This is a genomic window from Streptomyces sp. NPDC048504, from assembly GCF_043200035.1.
Classification (GTDB): domain Bacteria; phylum Actinomycetota; class Actinomycetes; order Streptomycetales; family Streptomycetaceae; genus Streptomyces.
Genome location: NZ_JBICXA010000001.1, coordinates 344,411 through 359,465 on the forward strand (window position 1 = coordinate 344,411; position 15,055 = coordinate 359,465).

16 protein-coding genes are annotated in these 15,055 nt (G+C 70.5%); 9 read left to right on the top strand and 7 right to left on the bottom strand.

Features of this window, described 5'->3' with window-relative positions:
- Positions 1-18 precede the first annotated feature (18 nt).
- The 5 genes from ACGFY9_RS01580 to ACGFY9_RS01600 all read right to left on the bottom strand — a co-directional run bounded on the left by ACGFY9_RS01580 (position 19) and on the right by ACGFY9_RS01600 (position 5,363).
- A complete protein-coding gene (locus ACGFY9_RS01580; protein ID WP_393750843.1) occupies positions 19-1,287 on the bottom strand; it encodes a lanthionine synthetase C family protein in 1,269 nt (422 codons plus the stop codon).
- The gene (locus ACGFY9_RS01585; RefSeq protein WP_393751751.1) at positions 1,284-4,238 is read right to left on the bottom strand and encodes a lantibiotic dehydratase; all 2,955 of its coding nucleotides are present in this window, start codon (positions 4,236-4,238) and stop codon (positions 1,284-1,286) included. Before ACGFY9_RS01585 ends, ACGFY9_RS01580 begins: the two co-directional genes overlap by 4 nt.
- A 218-nt stretch (positions 4,239-4,456) precedes the next feature.
- The gene (locus ACGFY9_RS01590; protein ID WP_393750845.1) at positions 4,457-4,636 is read right to left on the bottom strand and encodes an FxLD family lanthipeptide; all 180 of its coding nucleotides are present in this window, start codon (positions 4,634-4,636) and stop codon (positions 4,457-4,459) included.
- An 89-nt stretch (positions 4,637-4,725) separates the two neighbouring features.
- A complete protein-coding gene (locus ACGFY9_RS01595; RefSeq protein ID WP_393750847.1) occupies positions 4,726-4,902 on the bottom strand; it encodes a hypothetical protein in 177 nt (58 codons plus the stop codon).
- A gap of 14 nt (positions 4,903-4,916) precedes the next feature.
- Entirely contained in the window at positions 4,917-5,363 is a 447-nt protein-coding gene (locus ACGFY9_RS01600) for an ATP-binding protein (protein ID WP_393750849.1), read from the bottom strand.
- Between the two features lie 239 nt (positions 5,364-5,602).
- Between ACGFY9_RS01600 and ACGFY9_RS01605 the strand changes: the two genes are divergently transcribed.
- Positions 5,603-6,886 (top strand): XRE family transcriptional regulator, encoded by a 1,284-nt coding sequence (locus ACGFY9_RS01605; RefSeq protein WP_393750851.1) that lies wholly within the window; start codon positions 5,603-5,605, stop codon positions 6,884-6,886.
- Positions 6,883-7,422 carry a GNAT family N-acetyltransferase gene (locus ACGFY9_RS01610; protein ID WP_393750853.1) on the top strand — a complete coding sequence of 180 codons (540 nt, stop codon included), beginning with the start codon at positions 6,883-6,885 and terminating at the stop codon, positions 7,420-7,422. Before ACGFY9_RS01605 ends, ACGFY9_RS01610 begins: the two co-directional genes overlap by 4 nt.
- Before the next feature lie 51 nt (positions 7,423-7,473).
- Here ACGFY9_RS01610 and ACGFY9_RS01615 read toward each other — a convergent pair whose 3' ends face one another.
- Positions 7,474-7,752, bottom strand: coding sequence for a hypothetical protein (locus ACGFY9_RS01615; protein ID WP_393750855.1), 279 nt, complete (start codon positions 7,750-7,752; stop codon positions 7,474-7,476).
- Positions 7,753-7,839: 87 nt separating this feature from the next.
- Here ACGFY9_RS01615 and ACGFY9_RS01620 point away from each other — a divergent pair, with 87 nt between their 5' ends.
- Entirely contained in the window at positions 7,840-8,064 is a 225-nt protein-coding gene (locus ACGFY9_RS01620; RefSeq protein ID WP_393751753.1) for a transposase, read from the top strand.
- A gap of 276 nt (positions 8,065-8,340) precedes the next feature.
- Here the strand turns inward: ACGFY9_RS01620 and ACGFY9_RS01625 are convergent, their stop codons facing one another.
- Positions 8,341-8,691 carry an antibiotic biosynthesis monooxygenase family protein gene (locus ACGFY9_RS01625; RefSeq protein WP_393750857.1) on the bottom strand — a complete coding sequence of 117 codons (351 nt, stop codon included), beginning with the start codon at positions 8,689-8,691 and terminating at the stop codon, positions 8,341-8,343.
- Between the two features lie 382 nt (positions 8,692-9,073).
- Between ACGFY9_RS01625 and ACGFY9_RS01630 the strand changes: the two genes are divergently transcribed.
- The 6 genes from ACGFY9_RS01630 (at position 9,074) to ACGFY9_RS01655 (ending at position 15,051) form a co-directional block, all read left to right on the top strand.
- Positions 9,074-10,210, top strand: coding sequence for a beta-ketoacyl-ACP synthase 3 (locus tag ACGFY9_RS01630; protein WP_393750859.1), 1,137 nt, complete (start codon positions 9,074-9,076; stop codon positions 10,208-10,210).
- Positions 10,211-10,474: 264 nt separating this feature from the next.
- Positions 10,475-10,711 carry a phosphopantetheine-binding protein gene (locus ACGFY9_RS01635; protein WP_393750860.1) on the top strand — a complete coding sequence of 79 codons (237 nt, stop codon included), beginning with the start codon at positions 10,475-10,477 and terminating at the stop codon, positions 10,709-10,711.
- A complete protein-coding gene (locus ACGFY9_RS01640) occupies positions 10,708-11,943 on the top strand; it encodes a beta-ketoacyl-[acyl-carrier-protein] synthase family protein (RefSeq protein WP_393750861.1) in 1,236 nt (411 codons plus the stop codon). Before ACGFY9_RS01635 ends, ACGFY9_RS01640 begins: the two co-directional genes overlap by 4 nt.
- Before the next feature lie 46 nt (positions 11,944-11,989).
- Positions 11,990-12,985 (top strand): 3-oxoacyl-ACP synthase III family protein, encoded by a 996-nt coding sequence (locus ACGFY9_RS01645; protein ID WP_393750863.1) that lies wholly within the window; start codon positions 11,990-11,992, stop codon positions 12,983-12,985.
- A gap of 81 nt (positions 12,986-13,066) precedes the next feature.
- On the top strand, positions 13,067-13,846 hold the full coding sequence (locus ACGFY9_RS01650) for a ferredoxin (RefSeq protein ID WP_393750865.1): 780 nt from the start codon (positions 13,067-13,069) through the stop codon (positions 13,844-13,846).
- Positions 13,843-15,051: a cytochrome P450 gene (locus ACGFY9_RS01655; RefSeq protein ID WP_393750867.1), complete on the top strand. Its 1,209-nt coding sequence runs from the start codon at positions 13,843-13,845 to the stop codon at positions 15,049-15,051. Before ACGFY9_RS01650 ends, ACGFY9_RS01655 begins: the two co-directional genes overlap by 4 nt.
- The last annotated feature ends 4 nt before the right edge of the window (positions 15,052-15,055 follow it).

The window sequence follows — 15,055 nt, forward strand, 5'->3', positions numbered from 1 at the left end:
CTCCTTCGGTCGATGAGTTCAGGCGATCAGCAGGCAGGCGTCCCAGGCAGATTGGGGTGGTCTAGTGGTGCTGGGGGCGAGGACTGCCAGGGCGATGCCTGCGGCGCCGTCGAGGAAACCGGGGCCTCGCGACTCGTCCCGTATCAGCGTCGAGGCCCCGTGTGCGGGGTCTGTTGTCGGCGGGTGAACTGCATCTAGGAGCACGGGGATTGCAGCGCGGAGCCGTCCGACGGTCGAGGGATGGGCGTCGTCGGCCGCGCGGGCGGCGATGTGGGCGAGGCCCGCGAACCCGTGGCACAGGCCGTTGTCCGTCGTGGCCTTCAGCTGGTCGAGGTCGGTGAGGGCGGCCACGAGCGCGTTCTCCGCGTCGACCTGGCGCCCGGCGTCGCCGAGGGCGAGCGCGGCAAGTTGCTGGGCGCGGGCGAGACCGGCGGTGCCGTAGCACCATGACGGCCGCCGGAGTACGGACGGACTAAGTCGGCCTGCGCTCAGCTCACTTCGGGTGATCCAGTACGGCCACGTCGCCCCTCGGCCGGTGTCCTCTCGCCAGCGGTCCAGCCAGGCCAGGATCCGTCCCAGTGCTTCGGTGTGGCCGTTGACGAGGGGGCCCTGCCGGACGGCGAGTGCCAGCAGCGCGAGCACGCCTCCGATGCCGTGTGCCATGCCGTTGTTGGCGTGCCCGCCGGGGAAACGGTCGTCCGGTCTGCCTGAGGGGCCTGTGGCTGTCCACCAGCCCGGGAGGAACTCATTGTCGTGCGTGATCGGTTGGGTGAGGCGTACGCAGTAGTCGAGTACGGCGCGGAGACCGGTGGCGCCGGGATTGCGGCGCAGTAGGTAGGCGCCGTAGCCGGTCAGGCCACGGATGGTGTCGAACTCTGCGATCGCCGGCGGGAGTTCGGAGTCAATTCGGCGGTGTGCGGCGTCGAGGCGAAGGTTCACGTCGGTGGTCATCTGGTGGTCGAGGGTGTCGAGGGCGCGCTGATAGGCACCGGGTAGATGATCGGCGGCGCGGGCCAGGGCGTGGGCGAAGGCGGGTGCACCGTAGAAGGGGTGGCTGTCGGGGCCGCTGGTGAACGGTTCACGGGAGGCGGCGGCGAGCCAGTCGTGAGCGCGCTGCCAGGAGCCCAGTCCGGCTGCGGCCCGCTCGATGTGCAGGAGCGCGATGCCGGGAAGGCCGTAGGCAAGGTTCTGCCTATGGGAGATCGCCGGCCCAAGGCGTGCCGTGTGCGGGTTGGCCAGTTGGTCGGCGACGGCTGCTGCCAGGTCGAGCGCCATGTGGGTGGTCACGCTGTCCTCCCGGTGGCGCGTACTGTCCAGGCCAGGGCTGCGGCGCGGGCGAGATAGAGGCAGACCTCTTCCTCGGGGAAGTTCACCGCGATGTGCCGCACGAAGTGGACGTGCAGCAGGGAGGTCAGGACGTCGTCGACGGCGATGCCTTTGGTGTCCGGGCCAGGCAGGTGCGGTCGGCAGGCGGCGAGTGCTGCGTCGCGGTCGGCCCACGCCGACACGATGGCTGTTCCTCCGGGGGCTGCACGCAGGGTCGCCCAGTTGTCGCGAGGATCGGCGAGACGTACGGCGTCGGCGAACTGCGGGCGAGGTACTGGCGCGGGGGCTCTGGGCGGGATGTGGTCGATCAACCAGCGCATCCCGGCTTGCGTGCTGCCGAGGAACGCGGAGGCGATGGCGACGGAGTGTGCGGCCACCAGCGCGCGCTCGTGTGGACGCCGTGGTTGGGAGAGCTGGGCCAGGACTGCGTACGAGTCCGCCCGGAAGACTTCCTCGGCCGCGTCCCATGCGGCACCGGAGCCCCAACGGCCCATCTCCCTATAGGAAGTTGGGTAACGCAGGTCGGCAAGCAGGCCAGCGCCGCGCAGTTCGTCGGCCCATGCGCTCACCGTTCGGGCCGTCTCGCCGAATGCCTCCGGAGTGGGGAGTGCGATGCGCAGGCGTAAGTGCTGTTCGGGATCCCGGAAGCGGATGAACCACCATGGAGGGGAGCCGAGTTGTTCGAGGAGTTCGGGCAAGTGGCGGGAGAGCAGGGTGTCTTGGCGGCGTGGGTCTCCGTACAGGGTGGCCAGGAGCACTGACGAGGCGGCTGGTGTCTGGATCTGGGCCGGTGAGAGGGCGCGGGCTTGGGTGGGAGTGGGCAGGGGTGGCCACGTTGTCGGCCGGGCTGCCTTGAGAGGCACCACTACCTCGTGGGCACGGCCAGCACACCAACCAAATGCATCGGATTCCGGGGCTTCGACGAGCACGGCCAAGTTCGTACGGTCGAGATGCTGGCGGAGCAGCGTCTGGTGGCCGGTCTGGTCGAGGTCGAGGAACAGCCGTCGGTCGTCCTCAACGAGGAAGACCCGCCGAGGCAGCCGCCGTTGGGCCCGCCAGTCGGTGAGCACGGCGTCCCACTCGGCCCGAGGGCGTGTACGGCTGGGCAGTGATGGTGCTTCCAGTCGCCAACGGGCCGGGGCCAGCACCGTGCGTCCGTACCGCAGACGCGGCAAGAACGGCATCGCCGCTGCGGCTCCCCAGTCGAACATGGTGACCTGCGCGCACTGGGCGCGGGACAGCTCGGTGAGGAACCGCGCCAGGGGCGGAGTGTGCGTGCGGAGGTTCAGCGCGTGCATCCCGACGGCCTCGATGCGCTGGCCGCGCTCGGGGGCGGCGAGGTACATAAGGCGGCCGTCACACCCCACCGCCAGGTCCTCGGGCGTGAGGACATCGTCGCCGGGAGCACGGTGTTCTTGGAGGCTGATCACGGTGGGCAGGATCTGCGGGGCGCGGGTGACGTGGGCGCTCTCGGGGAGCAGCGGTGGGAAGGAGAGCTGCGCGGGCACGGTATTGCCGTCCGCGGCCGGGAGATCGGCAAGCTCTGCGGCCAGGGCCTGACGGTCGCCGGGGGCCAGCACGCTGAGGAACCGGCCTGTAGAGACGCCGACGCCACGGGACACGCTCACGACCTCCAGCCGGAACCTCCCGCGCTGCAACTCCCGCAGGCTGGCCGCGTGCACCCGCACGCTGATCTCCAAATGCGATGGCAGCCGGGGCTCTTCGGGCCCCACGTCCAGGGCCGCGATCAGCTCGTCGGTGAGGAGTACCTCGTCGCGGCCATCGAGCGCGGCGGCCTGCGCGAGCCGTAGGAGAACGTCATCGCGGGCGGAGACGCGAGGCCGACGCGCGCCAGCCAGAGTGCCTGGGTAGCCGTCGGGATAGCCGGTGCCGCTGTCCGCCACGGCCTCTCTGAGCGGCACCATCGTGCCGATGCCGTACCGCTCGTAGAACCGCTGGTGGTACGCGTTCCACGCGGCGGTCCCGTACGGGCGGGTACTCACCCGGGTCAGAATGAGGGCGGCGCGCTCGACCTCTCGGGCTACGGCGTCCGGCAGAACGATCTGCGCGTCCAGCCGCAGGTCGAGCGCAACGGGGTGACGACGCAGCCCGGGCACGAGTCCCCGCATCCGCGCCGCGACACTGCCTCGGCCACCTCGCGTGGCGCACTCCCCCAAACCCTCGTGGACAGCGCGCAGCTCGCGCACTGTCTCCGCGACCGGGGCGAGGGTTGCGGCGTCGATCGCGTCGAGCTGGGCAAGCAGATACCCGAGTACGTCGGTCTCGGTGCTCGGTGCGTGCAGACTCGTGATCAGCACCCGGCGCCGGATCAACTCCCTGAGCAGAGCACGCGACTTCACGTGCCCGGCCTCCGGGAACTCCGATCGGAGCTTGTCCAGGAGCGCGCCGAAGCGGATCGGCGCCCGCGTCGCGGCAAGGACCGTACGCACAGGGTCTGTCAGTGCCAAGGACGCCTCGACCGCGCGCGTCCGGTCGTCCTGGACATCGGGCTGGAACGGCACGATGAGCCGGTCTCCTCGGCTCGTCACGGTGTTATTGACGACGACGGGTAGTCGTTCGAGAAGGTCTGGGCACGACTCCAACTGCTCGATCACGGCGTCCAGCCATTCCGCCCCGGCGCGGCCGACGGCCAGGTGCTCCACGCCCCAACCGGCATGCGCCTGCGCACCGAACGCGGCGGTGGCCACGCCGGCGAACAAGCCGAAAGGTGTTGCCCGATGCTCGGACCGCAGCAGATAGCGGGCCACGGACAGCGCCGTACGCCGCACGTCGCGCGAGGACGGTTTCTCAGAGGTGCATAAGCTCCGTACTTGTACAGCCAGAGCTGGGCTGGCATGGTGCAGGGCTTCAACGACGTCGTCGTCGGACCAGACCGTGCGTAGCCACGAGATGCTGGCGACTGATGCGTTGGACGAGGGATCGTCGAGGTCAGGCAACCGCCGGCACGGCAACACTGGCCGGGCAACGGCTCGTACGAGAGCGGTCGTGCCGGTTCGGAACGCTGAGGGCGGAGCAGCCACCACTACCTCCTTGGGCGAGGGACGGACGGGCGGTGCCGTCACGCCGTAGAGCGCGACGGCACCAGACCGGAGAGGCCCGAAGCCTTGGCTCAGGCGACGTTGGTGGTGCAGGCGCCGCAGGTGGAGCCGCAGTTGTCGTCGGTCAGGTTGACCAGGCCCGCCGGGTCGGCGATCTCGACGAGGGAGACGTCGAGGTCGAACCCGTCTGTTGCCGCGGGGGCCTGCTGGTTCACCAGGGTGGTGCTCGGTACTACGGTGCTGCGCGTCATGCCAACTCCCTTAAGTGGTTGTGGTGTTGTGGTGGCGCCCGCCTCCGGCCGCACGGCGTAGAACGGCACGACCGGAAGCGGGAGTTCGGTCAGCCGACCGGCTGGCAGTCGGGTGCGCAGACCCAGAGCCGGAACGGCAGGCCCAGATGGCGCACGTCGCCCAGGATCCGGCCGCTCGCGCCCAGATATCGGGCACAGTGGGCGCAATCCATCGCCATCTGCCGTCGGGGCCGGAGGTAGGCGACATCCGGAAGAGGTGAGGTCATTGCGGCCGGGGTGCTCATTCGTCGCCCTCGATTAGGAGTTCGGCCCAGACCTCCTTGCCCCACGGGCGCTTGCCCGAGCCGTGCAGGTCGTAGCCCCAGCGGTCGGCGACGGCGTTGATGAGGAGCAGGCCACGCCCTGACTCGTCTCCGTCACCCGGAGGACCGAGAACAGGCAGGCGCGAAGGTGCCCGGTCCACCACCCCCACCCGTATCCGTTCCGCGCTCGGCCGCCCGACCATCAGGCGGATCGAGTGGCACGAGGTATGCCTGACGGCGTTCGCGATCAGTTCCGAGATGATCAGCGCGGCACGGTCGGCGAGGTCGTCGAGGTGCCAGACGCCGAGGGCGTCACGGACGAGCTTGCGGCCGATCTCGGCCGTGGACGGCTCGCACGGGAAGGTCTGGCTGTAGGCGGGGTGGCCGGTGGGGGCGGCCTGAACTGGCGTACTGAGACTCGTCATTGGGCGTGGGGCCTTCGTGTTGTCTCGGCGCCCGGCTCGCCCCCTTGGCAGGTGTCAGGGGCGGCCCGGGCCGGTCAACAGCCGCCCGCACATGGGTGACGGGCAACCAGCAACAACACAACTCCCTTTCACAGCAGGTTGGTTAGGGCGATCAGCTGGTCTCCTGACGCAGCCGCCTAGGGCGATTTGACCTTCCGTTTACCTGGCGGGTGCAGGGATGTGAGAGCTACCGTGCGGACATGGACACCACGCGCAACACCGTCCTGGAGGCGTGGATGGCCGAGCACGGCCACAGCTCCAACAGCCTTGCCGACACGGTGAACAGGGCTTTAGAGCGACTGACCGGGAGACCTGGCGGCCTCGACGGCTCGTCGGTCCGGGCCTGGAAAGCGGGCCGGGTCAAGTGGCCAAAGTCGGCTACCCGTAAGGCACTTGAGGACGTCAGCGGTCTGCCCGCCGTCGCTCTAGGGTTCGTGCCATGGGGCCGGGCTCGGCCCACCCCAGCCCCACCGCAGCAGGAGGACCCCGACATGAAGCGCCGTACCCTCGTCGGCGGCATCGCGGCGGCTGCCGCCGCAGCAGCCGCGCCCGGCACTACCTCCCCCCGCCGTATCGGCATGAGCGACGTCGACCGCCTGCATAAGCGCTTAGCCGAACTCATCGCCAGCGACCACCGCCACGGCGGCCAACTCGGCATCGAACACCGGGCCGCCGCACTCGCCGACGAAGCGCTCAACCTCCAGAACGCCGGCAGCGCCACCCAGCGCGTACGCAGCAACCTCTACGCCTCCGCAGCCGCCTTCCGCTCCTCGGCGATGTGGGCCGCCATCGACGGCCGCCGCTACGACGACGCCAAGGCGCACATGCGCGAGGCGCAGGCACTCGCCGAGATGTCCGGAGACCAGGCGATCAAGTTCCGCATCTGGAGCCACGCGGGCACCATGTACCGGCACATGGGCCGCCCCGCCGACGCGTTCGCCGCCAACGACGTCGCCCGCAACCTCCACCTCACCCGCCGCGACCCCCTGTTCGCGTCCCTCGGCCTGGCCCGACAGGGCGCCATCCACGGCGCAGCACAGGACCACACCGGCACCCGCCGTGCGTTCGAGCAGGCCCAGGACGCCATGCTGCGCGCCGACCCCGCCGACTACCGCCCGGTGTGGATGCTCGCCTTCTACGACCAGGCCGAGCTGGATCACTTGGCCCTGTCCGCGTACCTGGCACTCGGCGACTACCCGACCGCCGAGTTCCACGCCCACCGCTGCCTGTCCGCGCTCCGGCCCCACATGGCCCGGTCCAGGGCCATCACTACGACCCGCCTCGCACACGCGCAACTCGCCCAAGGTGCCCCCGAAGCCGCGACCGCAACCGCGATGAAGGTCCCCACCGAGGCCGCCACCCAGCACGCCCGAGTAACGCGCATGCTCCAAGAGTTCGGCGCAGCACTGCGCGCCACTGCGCCAGGCAGTACCACCGTGCAGACGTGGACCGAGCACGCCGCCACCTGGAGGATGGCCGCATGACCACGGCGCCCGCCATCGAACTGCGCACCTTCACCACCCTCGACACCGTCCGCGGAGACCTCCTCGACGTGTACGCCGAGGTGCGCGCCCCACTGCTCCACCTGCCGAATTACACGGTCACCGCGTTCGGCGAACGCCTGGACCGGCACGGCACCGAGCCGGGGTTCGTGGCCGTCCTCGCGTACGCGGACGGCCATCCGGTCGGCTACGTCTACGGCAACACCATCGAGCACGGGGACCGGTACTGGCAGCGCACCAGCCCGACGCCGGCCGAGAAGTACACCGAGCGCCCGGCCGTAGCCCTCAAGGAGATCGGCGTCCGGCCTGCTTGGCGCAAGACTGGCACTGCCCGCCGTATCCACGATGCATTCCTCGCCGCACGCGAGGAGCCGTACGTCACGCTCATGGTCAACTCGGCGGCTGGGGACGGAAAAGTCCACGCGCTTTATGAGTCGTGGGGGTACGAGGACATCGGGCAGAGCCAGCCGTCACCAGCCTCCCCGGTCCTCACCGTGATGATTCGTGCCAGCCACTGACCTTGTTCTTTATCTACGACAGCCGAAGCCGCTGTTGGTGTGTGGTGGTGTTCAGTGAGGCGGATCCAGGTACGCGTCGTGCACGGCGTAATGGATGACTGCCTGGCATTTCTCCAAGGGGCTGGGCGCGGCCCCGTGCCGCCAGGACGACCACACGTCGAGGACGTCTTGGGCCAGTTCGACTTCGAGTAGGTAGGCCAGGCCGTGCGGCGGGACGTCGAACGCTGCGAAGACAGCGTCTGAGGCAGCCGTCCAGGGCTTGGCAGCGTAGATGACTCCTTCGGCAGGCTGTTCTTCAAGGGACTGCAGAAGGTCCAGGAGTGAAGGCACGCAGAGAGAGTACGGCGCTCTTTTCGAACTGCTCCCCGAGCGAGGTCATCCACCTGGGGATTCGCCGGACGTGCAGGCGTCACCCGCCTGGCCTTGATGCTGCGGGCTCTTCCCGTCGACTTGGTCGGGCGGATCCGCGGTGACCGGGTGATGGGCCTGCCGAAGCAACTTCGTGCCTACGATCCCAAGGGCGGGCGCCCGCCCAAGTACGGGCCGGAGTTCCGCTTCGCCAACTCCGAGATGTGGCCCGAACCCTCCGTGACCACGGCTACCGACACCACCAACTACGCCAAGGCCCAGGCCGAGGCGTAGGACCGGCTACACCCGAGGCTGACCCACCGCTCGGCCTGGCTGGTACACGACGGTGAACTCCCCATCAGTGAGGGCACTTTGATCCGCCTCAAAGTCGAGCACCTCCCCAAGGAGCGGGAGATGCCGCCGGTATGGCTGTGGTTCTCGAAGACCAAAGCCACCCTGGCGGACGTTGGACCGCGTCGCAATCAGATGCCTGGAGGCGGAAGAACCCGTGAAGGGAGACCGGCGAGAGTCTTGGCGGGCAGGGCGGCTGCCTTGCCGGTTACGACTTGCTTAGCTCTCCTTGGGCCCGGCCTGCTGCACCACCTCGAACGTCCACAGCGTCGAGTCCGTCGCGGCAGGCCTCGGCCGCTCACCCTGCGGGGCACCCGGTGCGGAACCCTCCGTGGGCCCGCCCCGGTGCGCGGCCTGCCCCATCCCCGACATCCAGTTCTGGAAGTCCTCCTCGGCGCGCCAGCGCGTGTACACGAGGTAGGTGTCGGTGCCCTCGACGGGTCGGAGCAGCTCGAACCACTCGAAGCCGTCCGAGCCGTCCACCGTCCCGGCGCGGTTCGCGAACCGCTTCTCCAGCGTCTCGCGCTGCTCTTCGGGGACGGTGAGTACGTTGATCTTGACGATGCTCATGGGTTCATTCTCCCAGCCGGCGTCGGCTCGGTTCCGTCGTGGGTCAGCCAGGGCAAGCTCGAACTCCTCTCCGGCATGGGGCATCAGCAGCCCACGCCCCGAACTCACTCCGCAGCGCGCCGGGTTCGCCCGTCTTCCCCGAACTGACATGACCCCGGGGGCGGTTGTGCGTCGAACGGCCGCTCCAACCGCCCTCTTTCGGGTGATCTGCGAGCCACGTAACAGACGTAACGTTTCCTCACTTCGCTCTCTGAGCTGCGCTTTTGCGGAAAACGGGCCGAAACTGTTCACGTGTTCGCATCGCGTCACGCCCCAGCCTCGATCTTGATCCCCTCTACAGTCGTGCACGCTCGTCCAAGATCACTTCCCCATCGAGGCGTGTGTGACCTTCCGACTGCCCAGCGCAGCCCCGCTCTTGAGAACGCCGCAGACGGCCGTCCTTGAGGGCGTCGCCGGTTTCGTCCCCCCGGACGCGGTGCCGAACCACGCCCTGCCCGCCGCGTGGGACGTCGACGACGCCTGGGTCCGCCGACGCACCGGCATCGGCGAACGCCGCCGCGCGGCACCGGGCGTGACCACCGGCGACCTCGCGCTGGAGGCGGCCGGCCGCGCGCTCGCGGTCGCCGGCGGCCCCCTGGTCGACGCCGTGATCGTCGCCACCTCCACCCCCGACCGGCCGATGCCCGCCATGGCACCCCGGCTGACCACCCGCCTCGGCCTCGGCGAGATCGCCGCGTGGGACGTCTCCGCCGCGTGCAGCGGTTTCGTCTACGGCCTCGCCGCCGCCGTCGGGACCCTGACCTTGGGGTGCGCCGACCGTGTCCTGCTGGTCGCGGCCGAGGTGTACTCGACGCTGCTCGACCCGCAGGATCGTTCCGCCGGAATCGTGTTCGGCGACGGCGCGGGGGCGGTGGTCCTACGGCGCGGTGAGCGCGACGAGCCGGGGGCCGTCCTGGCGCTGGACCTCGGCAGCGACGGCTCGGGTGACCAGCTGATCCAGGTGGCCGGCGGAGGTGCGCGGGAGCGTTCCCGGCCCGGTGAATTCGGCCCGGACGACCGTTACTTCCGTATGCGGGGGCGTGAGGTGTTCCAGCATGCGGTGATCCGTATGACCCAGTCCGCCCACACCCTGCTCAAGCGCGCGGACTGGGCGGCCGGGGATGTGGACCGGTTCTGCGCCCATCAGGCGAACGCCCGCATCCTCTCCGCCGTCGGCGACCGCATCCCGGTCCCCGGCGAACGGCATGTCACCAACATCGCGCGCGTCGGCAACACCGGCGCCGCGTCCATCCCGCTGGCCCTGGCCGACGCCGCCGCGCGGGGTGAACTCCGCGCCGGGGAACGGGTGTTGCTGACCGCCTTCGGCGCCGGACTCACCTGGGGCTCGGCGGCCCTGGTGTGGCCGGAACTGCCGACCGTGCCGCACGTCGACACATCCGGCGCGGATGCCGCGGCCGCACCCGCCGCCAACCGGGCCGCACCCGCCACCGACCCGGCCCTGCGGACCCGGATCGCCTGAGACCAGCCTCGCCTGAGACCGACCTCGCTTGATACCCGCCCCGCTTGAGACCGACCCCGCCTAAGACCGCGCCGCCTAAGACTCACCCCGCTCCAGACCCGCCTTCGCCTGAGACCGACCTCGTCCTAGACCAACCCCGCCCGTCCCCGTGCGTCCCCGTCACCCCCCTCCACCGACGTCCGCCCTGCAAAAAACAGGTCGGACGACTCGGTTCCGGAAACCGGCTTACCCCGAAGCCCCGCCCGCCCCGTCGAAAGGAACCCCATGTCCCCCGCCCAGACCGCCGTGACCGCCGTACTCACCGAGAAGTTCGAGGTCAGCGCCGAGAGCATCCGGCCGGAGGCCACTCTGGAGAGCCTCGACCTCGACTCCCTCGCGCTGGCCGAACTCGCCCTCGCGCTTCAGGAGCAGCTGGGGGTTCCGGTCGCGGAGGAAGAGGCCGCCAAGAACAGCACCGTGGGTGAGCTCGTCGCCGCGCTGAACGCCAAGCGGGAGCGATGAAGGCGGCGTCAGCGCCCGTGTCCGTCACCGGCCTGGGGCTCATCACCCCGGCCGGGGTCGGCCGCGAGGAGACCTGGAAGGGGGTCCTGAGCGGGCGGTCCGCCGGTGCCACGGATCCCGAACTCAAGGGCTGCGCCGTGGACTTGTCCTGCCGTATTCCGCTGATGACCCCGGAGCAGGCGCGGATCGGCGGCGGCAAGGCCTGGCGCATGGGCCGGTTCAGTCAGCTCGCCGTGCTCGCGGCGCGCGAGGCCGTCGCCGACGCCGGTCTCGACCCGGCCGGGTGGGACGGGGCACGGGTCGCCGTGGTGATCGGTTCGGGGCTGGCCGGGGCCGCGCATCTGGAGGACCAGACGATCCGCCACCACCAGGGCGGTCCCGAGCTGGTGTCGCCCGCGCTCGTGCCCATGCTGATCTCCAACATGGCGGCCGGGGAGGTGTCGTTGGACCTCAGTGCCCATGGGCCGTCCCTGGCGACCGAGACGGCGTGCGCGTCCGGGGCCAGTGCCCTGGCCGTCGCACGGGGGCTGCTGCTCGCCGGGCTGTGCGACATCGCGGTGGCGGGCGGCGCGGAGGCGGCCGTCACCCCGGTGATCACGTCCGGCTTCCAGCGGATGGGCGCGCTGTCGTCCCGGGTCGGCGAACCGGCCGCCGCCTCACGGCCGTTCGCCGCGGACCGGGACGGGTTCGTGATCTCCGAGGGGGCCGCGATCCTCGTCCTGGAACGGGAGGCGGACGCGCGGGCGCGTGGAGTGCGCCGGTACGCCCGTCTAGCCGGGGCCGGTCAGTCGTCCGACGCGTATCACCCGACTGCCCCTGCTCCGGGGGGAGTTCACGCCGAGGCCGCGCTGCGGTCGGCGCTCGCGGAGGCGGGGCTGCGCCCGGCGGACGTCGATCACGTCAACGCGCACGGGACCTCGACACCGCTCAACGACCTGACCGAGGCGGAGTTGATCGCGCGGGTGCTGCCGCACCGGCCAAGTGTCACCGCCGCCAAGGGAGTTCTCGGGCACAGCCTCGGGGCGGCCGGCGCCATCGAGGCGGCGCTCACCGCCCTGACCGTCCACCGCTGCACCGTCCCGCCGATCGCCAACCTCACCCCGGACAACCTCCCCTTCGACCTGGACTGCGTCACGGGCGAGCCCCGCGAACAGCGCGTCCGGGCCGCCGTCAGCCACTCCTTCGGGTTCGGCGGGCACAACGTGGTGCTGCTCCTCACCGCCGAGGACTGACGACAACTGCCCGAGGGCTGAACCGGATTGAAGTGAGGAGGGCCCAATGACCGTTCACAGCACCATCGTTCACGCCACCGTCCACATCCCGGAAGGGCGCCAGAGCGTGGCCGCGGTGGAGGACCGCTTCCGGGCGGGCAGCCCCGCCGTACCGCTGTCGCGCGGGGTGCTCCAGCGCATGTACGGGCTGGCCGAGCGCACCGTGGCCGACGACCTGGAGCAGCCCTCCGACCTGGCCGCGCACGCGGCCCGGCGCCTGTTCGAGGACACCGGCACCGAACCGGGCGCCGTCGACCTGCTTCTCTACGCCGGCATCCTCGCCGACATGGAGGAGCCGGCCACCGCCCATGTCGTCGCCGACAAACTCGGCCTGGGCTGCCCGGTGTTCGACCTGAAGAACGCCTGCAACGGAGTCCTCAACGCCCTTGAGGTGGCCGACGCGTTCATCCGGAGCGGGCAGTACCGGCGGGTGCTGGTGACCACCGCCGAGGTCAGCACCCGGGAGAGCCGCTGGCAACTGGACGACCCCGCCGACCTGTTGACCGCGCTGCCCAGCCTCAGCACCGGTGACATGGGCTCGGCCCTGCTGGTAGAGGCGGGCGACCGGCCCGGCATTCTCGGCTCGCGGTTCTTCGCCAACTCCTGGGGCTGGCGCGCGGCGACGCTGCCCAACCCGTACGCGCAGCACCGCGAGCTCGGCCATCTCCGCATCGACTCCGCCCAGTTGGTGGGGTCGTTCCAGGGGCTGCCCGGCAAAGTGCGGGGCGCGCTGCGGGAGTTGGGCGTCCAGGGCGACGACCTCGACGTCGTCTGTGTGCACCAGCCGTCGGTGCCGTTCACCAAGGTCGTCTGCGACTGGGTGGGCGTGGACGAGAGCCGCGTCCTGGCGACCTTCCCCACCCACGGCAACGTGGCGACCAACACCATCCCCCTCCAGCTCGCCGCCGCTCTCGACAGCGGCCGCCTCCAACGCGGCGACCTGGTCGGCATGTTCGGCTTCGCGAGCGGGGCCAGCGCGGGAGTGGTCGTCTGCCGCTGGTGAACGCCCTGGGGGAAAGCCGCCGGTGAACCGCGACACCTCCCGAGCCCCCGACACCGTACGAACGCGAAGGCACAAGGCACCATGACGACGACCCGCACCCCCAAAACCCCCCACACTCCCCGCGTCCCACCCCTTCCGCCCGCCCAATGGCCCCCGGCCCTGAGGTCGTTGCTCGCCGGCTCCCGGCAGGACGGCCCCGGCCGGGAGAACCTGTTCGGCACCCTCGCCCACCACCCGGTCCTCGCGCACGCCTGGCTCTCCCTCGCCCGCGTCCTCACCCACGAGGGCACCCTCGGCCACCGCAGCCGGGAGTTGATCGTCCTGCGGGTGGCCCACCGGTTGGACGCGCCCTACGTCCACGGTCGGCACCGCACCCGGGCCGAGGACGCCGGACTGACGGCCGCCGAAATCGAGGCGACGGCGGCCGACCTGGCCGTCCACCCCTGGCAGCCGGAGGACCGTGCCCTCCTGGAGGCGGCCGACCTCCTGGCCGTCAACTCCGCCATCCCCGAGGGCCTTTGGGACCGTCTCGCCCGCGTCCACACCCCCGAGCAGCTCGTCGAACTCCTGGTCCTGGCCGGCCAGACCGCCACCATGTGCACGACGCTCAACACCCTCCGCACCCCCTCCGACCGGCAGCCCTCGCTCACCGTGCTCCTGGACCGGGACCGCTGTTGCAGCGCGGGTCAGTGCGTCGGCGTCGCGCCCGAGGTGTTCGAGCAGGACGAGTCGGACGGCCGGGTCGCCCTGCTCGTAACGGAGCCGGACGCGCGGTACGCCGACGAGGTGCGCTTCGCCGCCGACCTGTGCCCCAGCGGGGCCATCACGCTCGTCGACCACGAGGAGACAGCCCACCCATGACCGCCCTCACCCTCACCGCCCCCGCCCTCAACCTCCCGGCCCCCTACGGCAGTTGTCCTTTCTCCCCGCCTCCCGCCTACACCGCCGCCGCCCGCGAGGCCGCCGTCACCCGTGCCGTGCTGCCGGACGGCACCGCGTGCTGGCTGGTCACCGGGTACGACGAGGTACGGGCCGTGCTGGCCGACGCCCGCTTCAGCGCGGACGCGCGCACTCCGGGGTTCCCGTTCCTGTCCGCCGGGCAGCGTGAACTGGCCACCGCCAAGCCGAGTTTCATCCGCATGGACGACCCCGAGCACGCCCGCCTGCGCCGGATGGTCACCAAGGACTTCCTGGTCAAGCGCATCGAGGAACTGCGCCCGGGCATCCAGGACATCGTCGACCGGGCCGTGGACCGCATGACCGAGGGCCGCACCTCGGCCGACCTGGTGGCGGACTTCGCGCTGCCGGTCCCGTCGCTGGTCATCTGCCTGATGCTCGGGGTGCCGTACGAGGACCACGACCTGTTCCAGTCGCTCAGCCGTACCCTCCTCGACAACCGCACCACCCGCCCGGAGGCGGAGTGGGCGCACGCCCAACTCATGGGTTACCTGGCTGAGTTGGCGGAACGCAAGCGTCGCGAACCCGGTGACGACATCCTCAGCCGGCTCGCCGCCCGCGAGGACCTGACCGACCAGGAGACCGCGTCACTCGGCTTCCTGCTCCTGGTCACCGGGCACGAGTCCACCGCGAACATGACGGCCGTCAGTGTGCTCGCCCTGCTGCGCCGTCCCGAGCAGGCAGAACTCCTGCGCGAACAACCGGAGTTGGTGCGAGGTGCCGTAGAGGAACTCCTGCGCCACCTCACGATCATCCATCTCGGTCTCGGCCGGGCGGCGACCGAGACCGTGCGGGTGGGCGAGGTGACGATCCCGGCGGGCGAGGGCGTGATCTGCATGCTCTCCACCGCCAACCGCGACGAGCTACTCTTCGCGTCCGGCGCCGACTTCGACCTCACCCGCGACGCCCGCCGCCATGTCGCCTTCGGCTACGGCATCCACCAGTGCCTGGGCCAGACCCTGGCCCGCGTGGAACTCCAGATCATCCTCACCACGCTGCTACGACGCCTGCCCGGTCTGCGCCTCGCCGTCCCAGCGGACCAACTCACCTACAACCAGGACAACATCGTGTACGGGCTGCGGGAACTTCCGGTGACCTGGGTGCCGTAGCGCG

Bases quoted from the DNA above. Each gene is read 5' to 3' on its own strand.
- ACGFY9_RS01610 (WP_393750853.1), top strand. From the start codon at position 6,883: ATGACCACGGCGCCCGCCATCGAACTGCGCACCTTCACCACCCTCGAC.
- ACGFY9_RS01645 (WP_393750863.1), top strand. From the start codon at position 11,990: ATGACCGTTCACAGCACCATCGTTCACGCCACCGTCCACATCCCGGAA.
- ACGFY9_RS01600 (WP_393750849.1), bottom strand. From the start codon at position 5,363: ATGACGAGTCTCAGTACGCCAGTTCAGGCCGCCCCCACCGGCCACCCC.
- ACGFY9_RS01605 (WP_393750851.1), top strand. From the start codon at position 5,603: ATGGACACCACGCGCAACACCGTCCTGGAGGCGTGGATGGCCGAGCAC.
- ACGFY9_RS01640 (WP_393750861.1), top strand. From the start codon at position 10,708: ATGAAGGCGGCGTCAGCGCCCGTGTCCGTCACCGGCCTGGGGCTCATC.
- ACGFY9_RS01655 (WP_393750867.1), top strand. From the start codon at position 13,843: ATGACCGCCCTCACCCTCACCGCCCCCGCCCTCAACCTCCCGGCCCCC.
- ACGFY9_RS01625 (WP_393750857.1), bottom strand. From the start codon at position 8,691: ATGAGCATCGTCAAGATCAACGTACTCACCGTCCCCGAAGAGCAGCGC.
- ACGFY9_RS01590 (WP_393750845.1), bottom strand. From the start codon at position 4,636: ATGACGCGCAGCACCGTAGTACCGAGCACCACCCTGGTGAACCAGCAG.
- ACGFY9_RS01650 (WP_393750865.1), top strand. From the start codon at position 13,067: ATGACGACGACCCGCACCCCCAAAACCCCCCACACTCCCCGCGTCCCA.
- ACGFY9_RS01595 (WP_393750847.1), bottom strand. From the start codon at position 4,902: ATGACCTCACCTCTTCCGGATGTCGCCTACCTCCGGCCCCGACGGCAG.
- ACGFY9_RS01635 (WP_393750860.1), top strand. From the start codon at position 10,475: ATGTCCCCCGCCCAGACCGCCGTGACCGCCGTACTCACCGAGAAGTTC.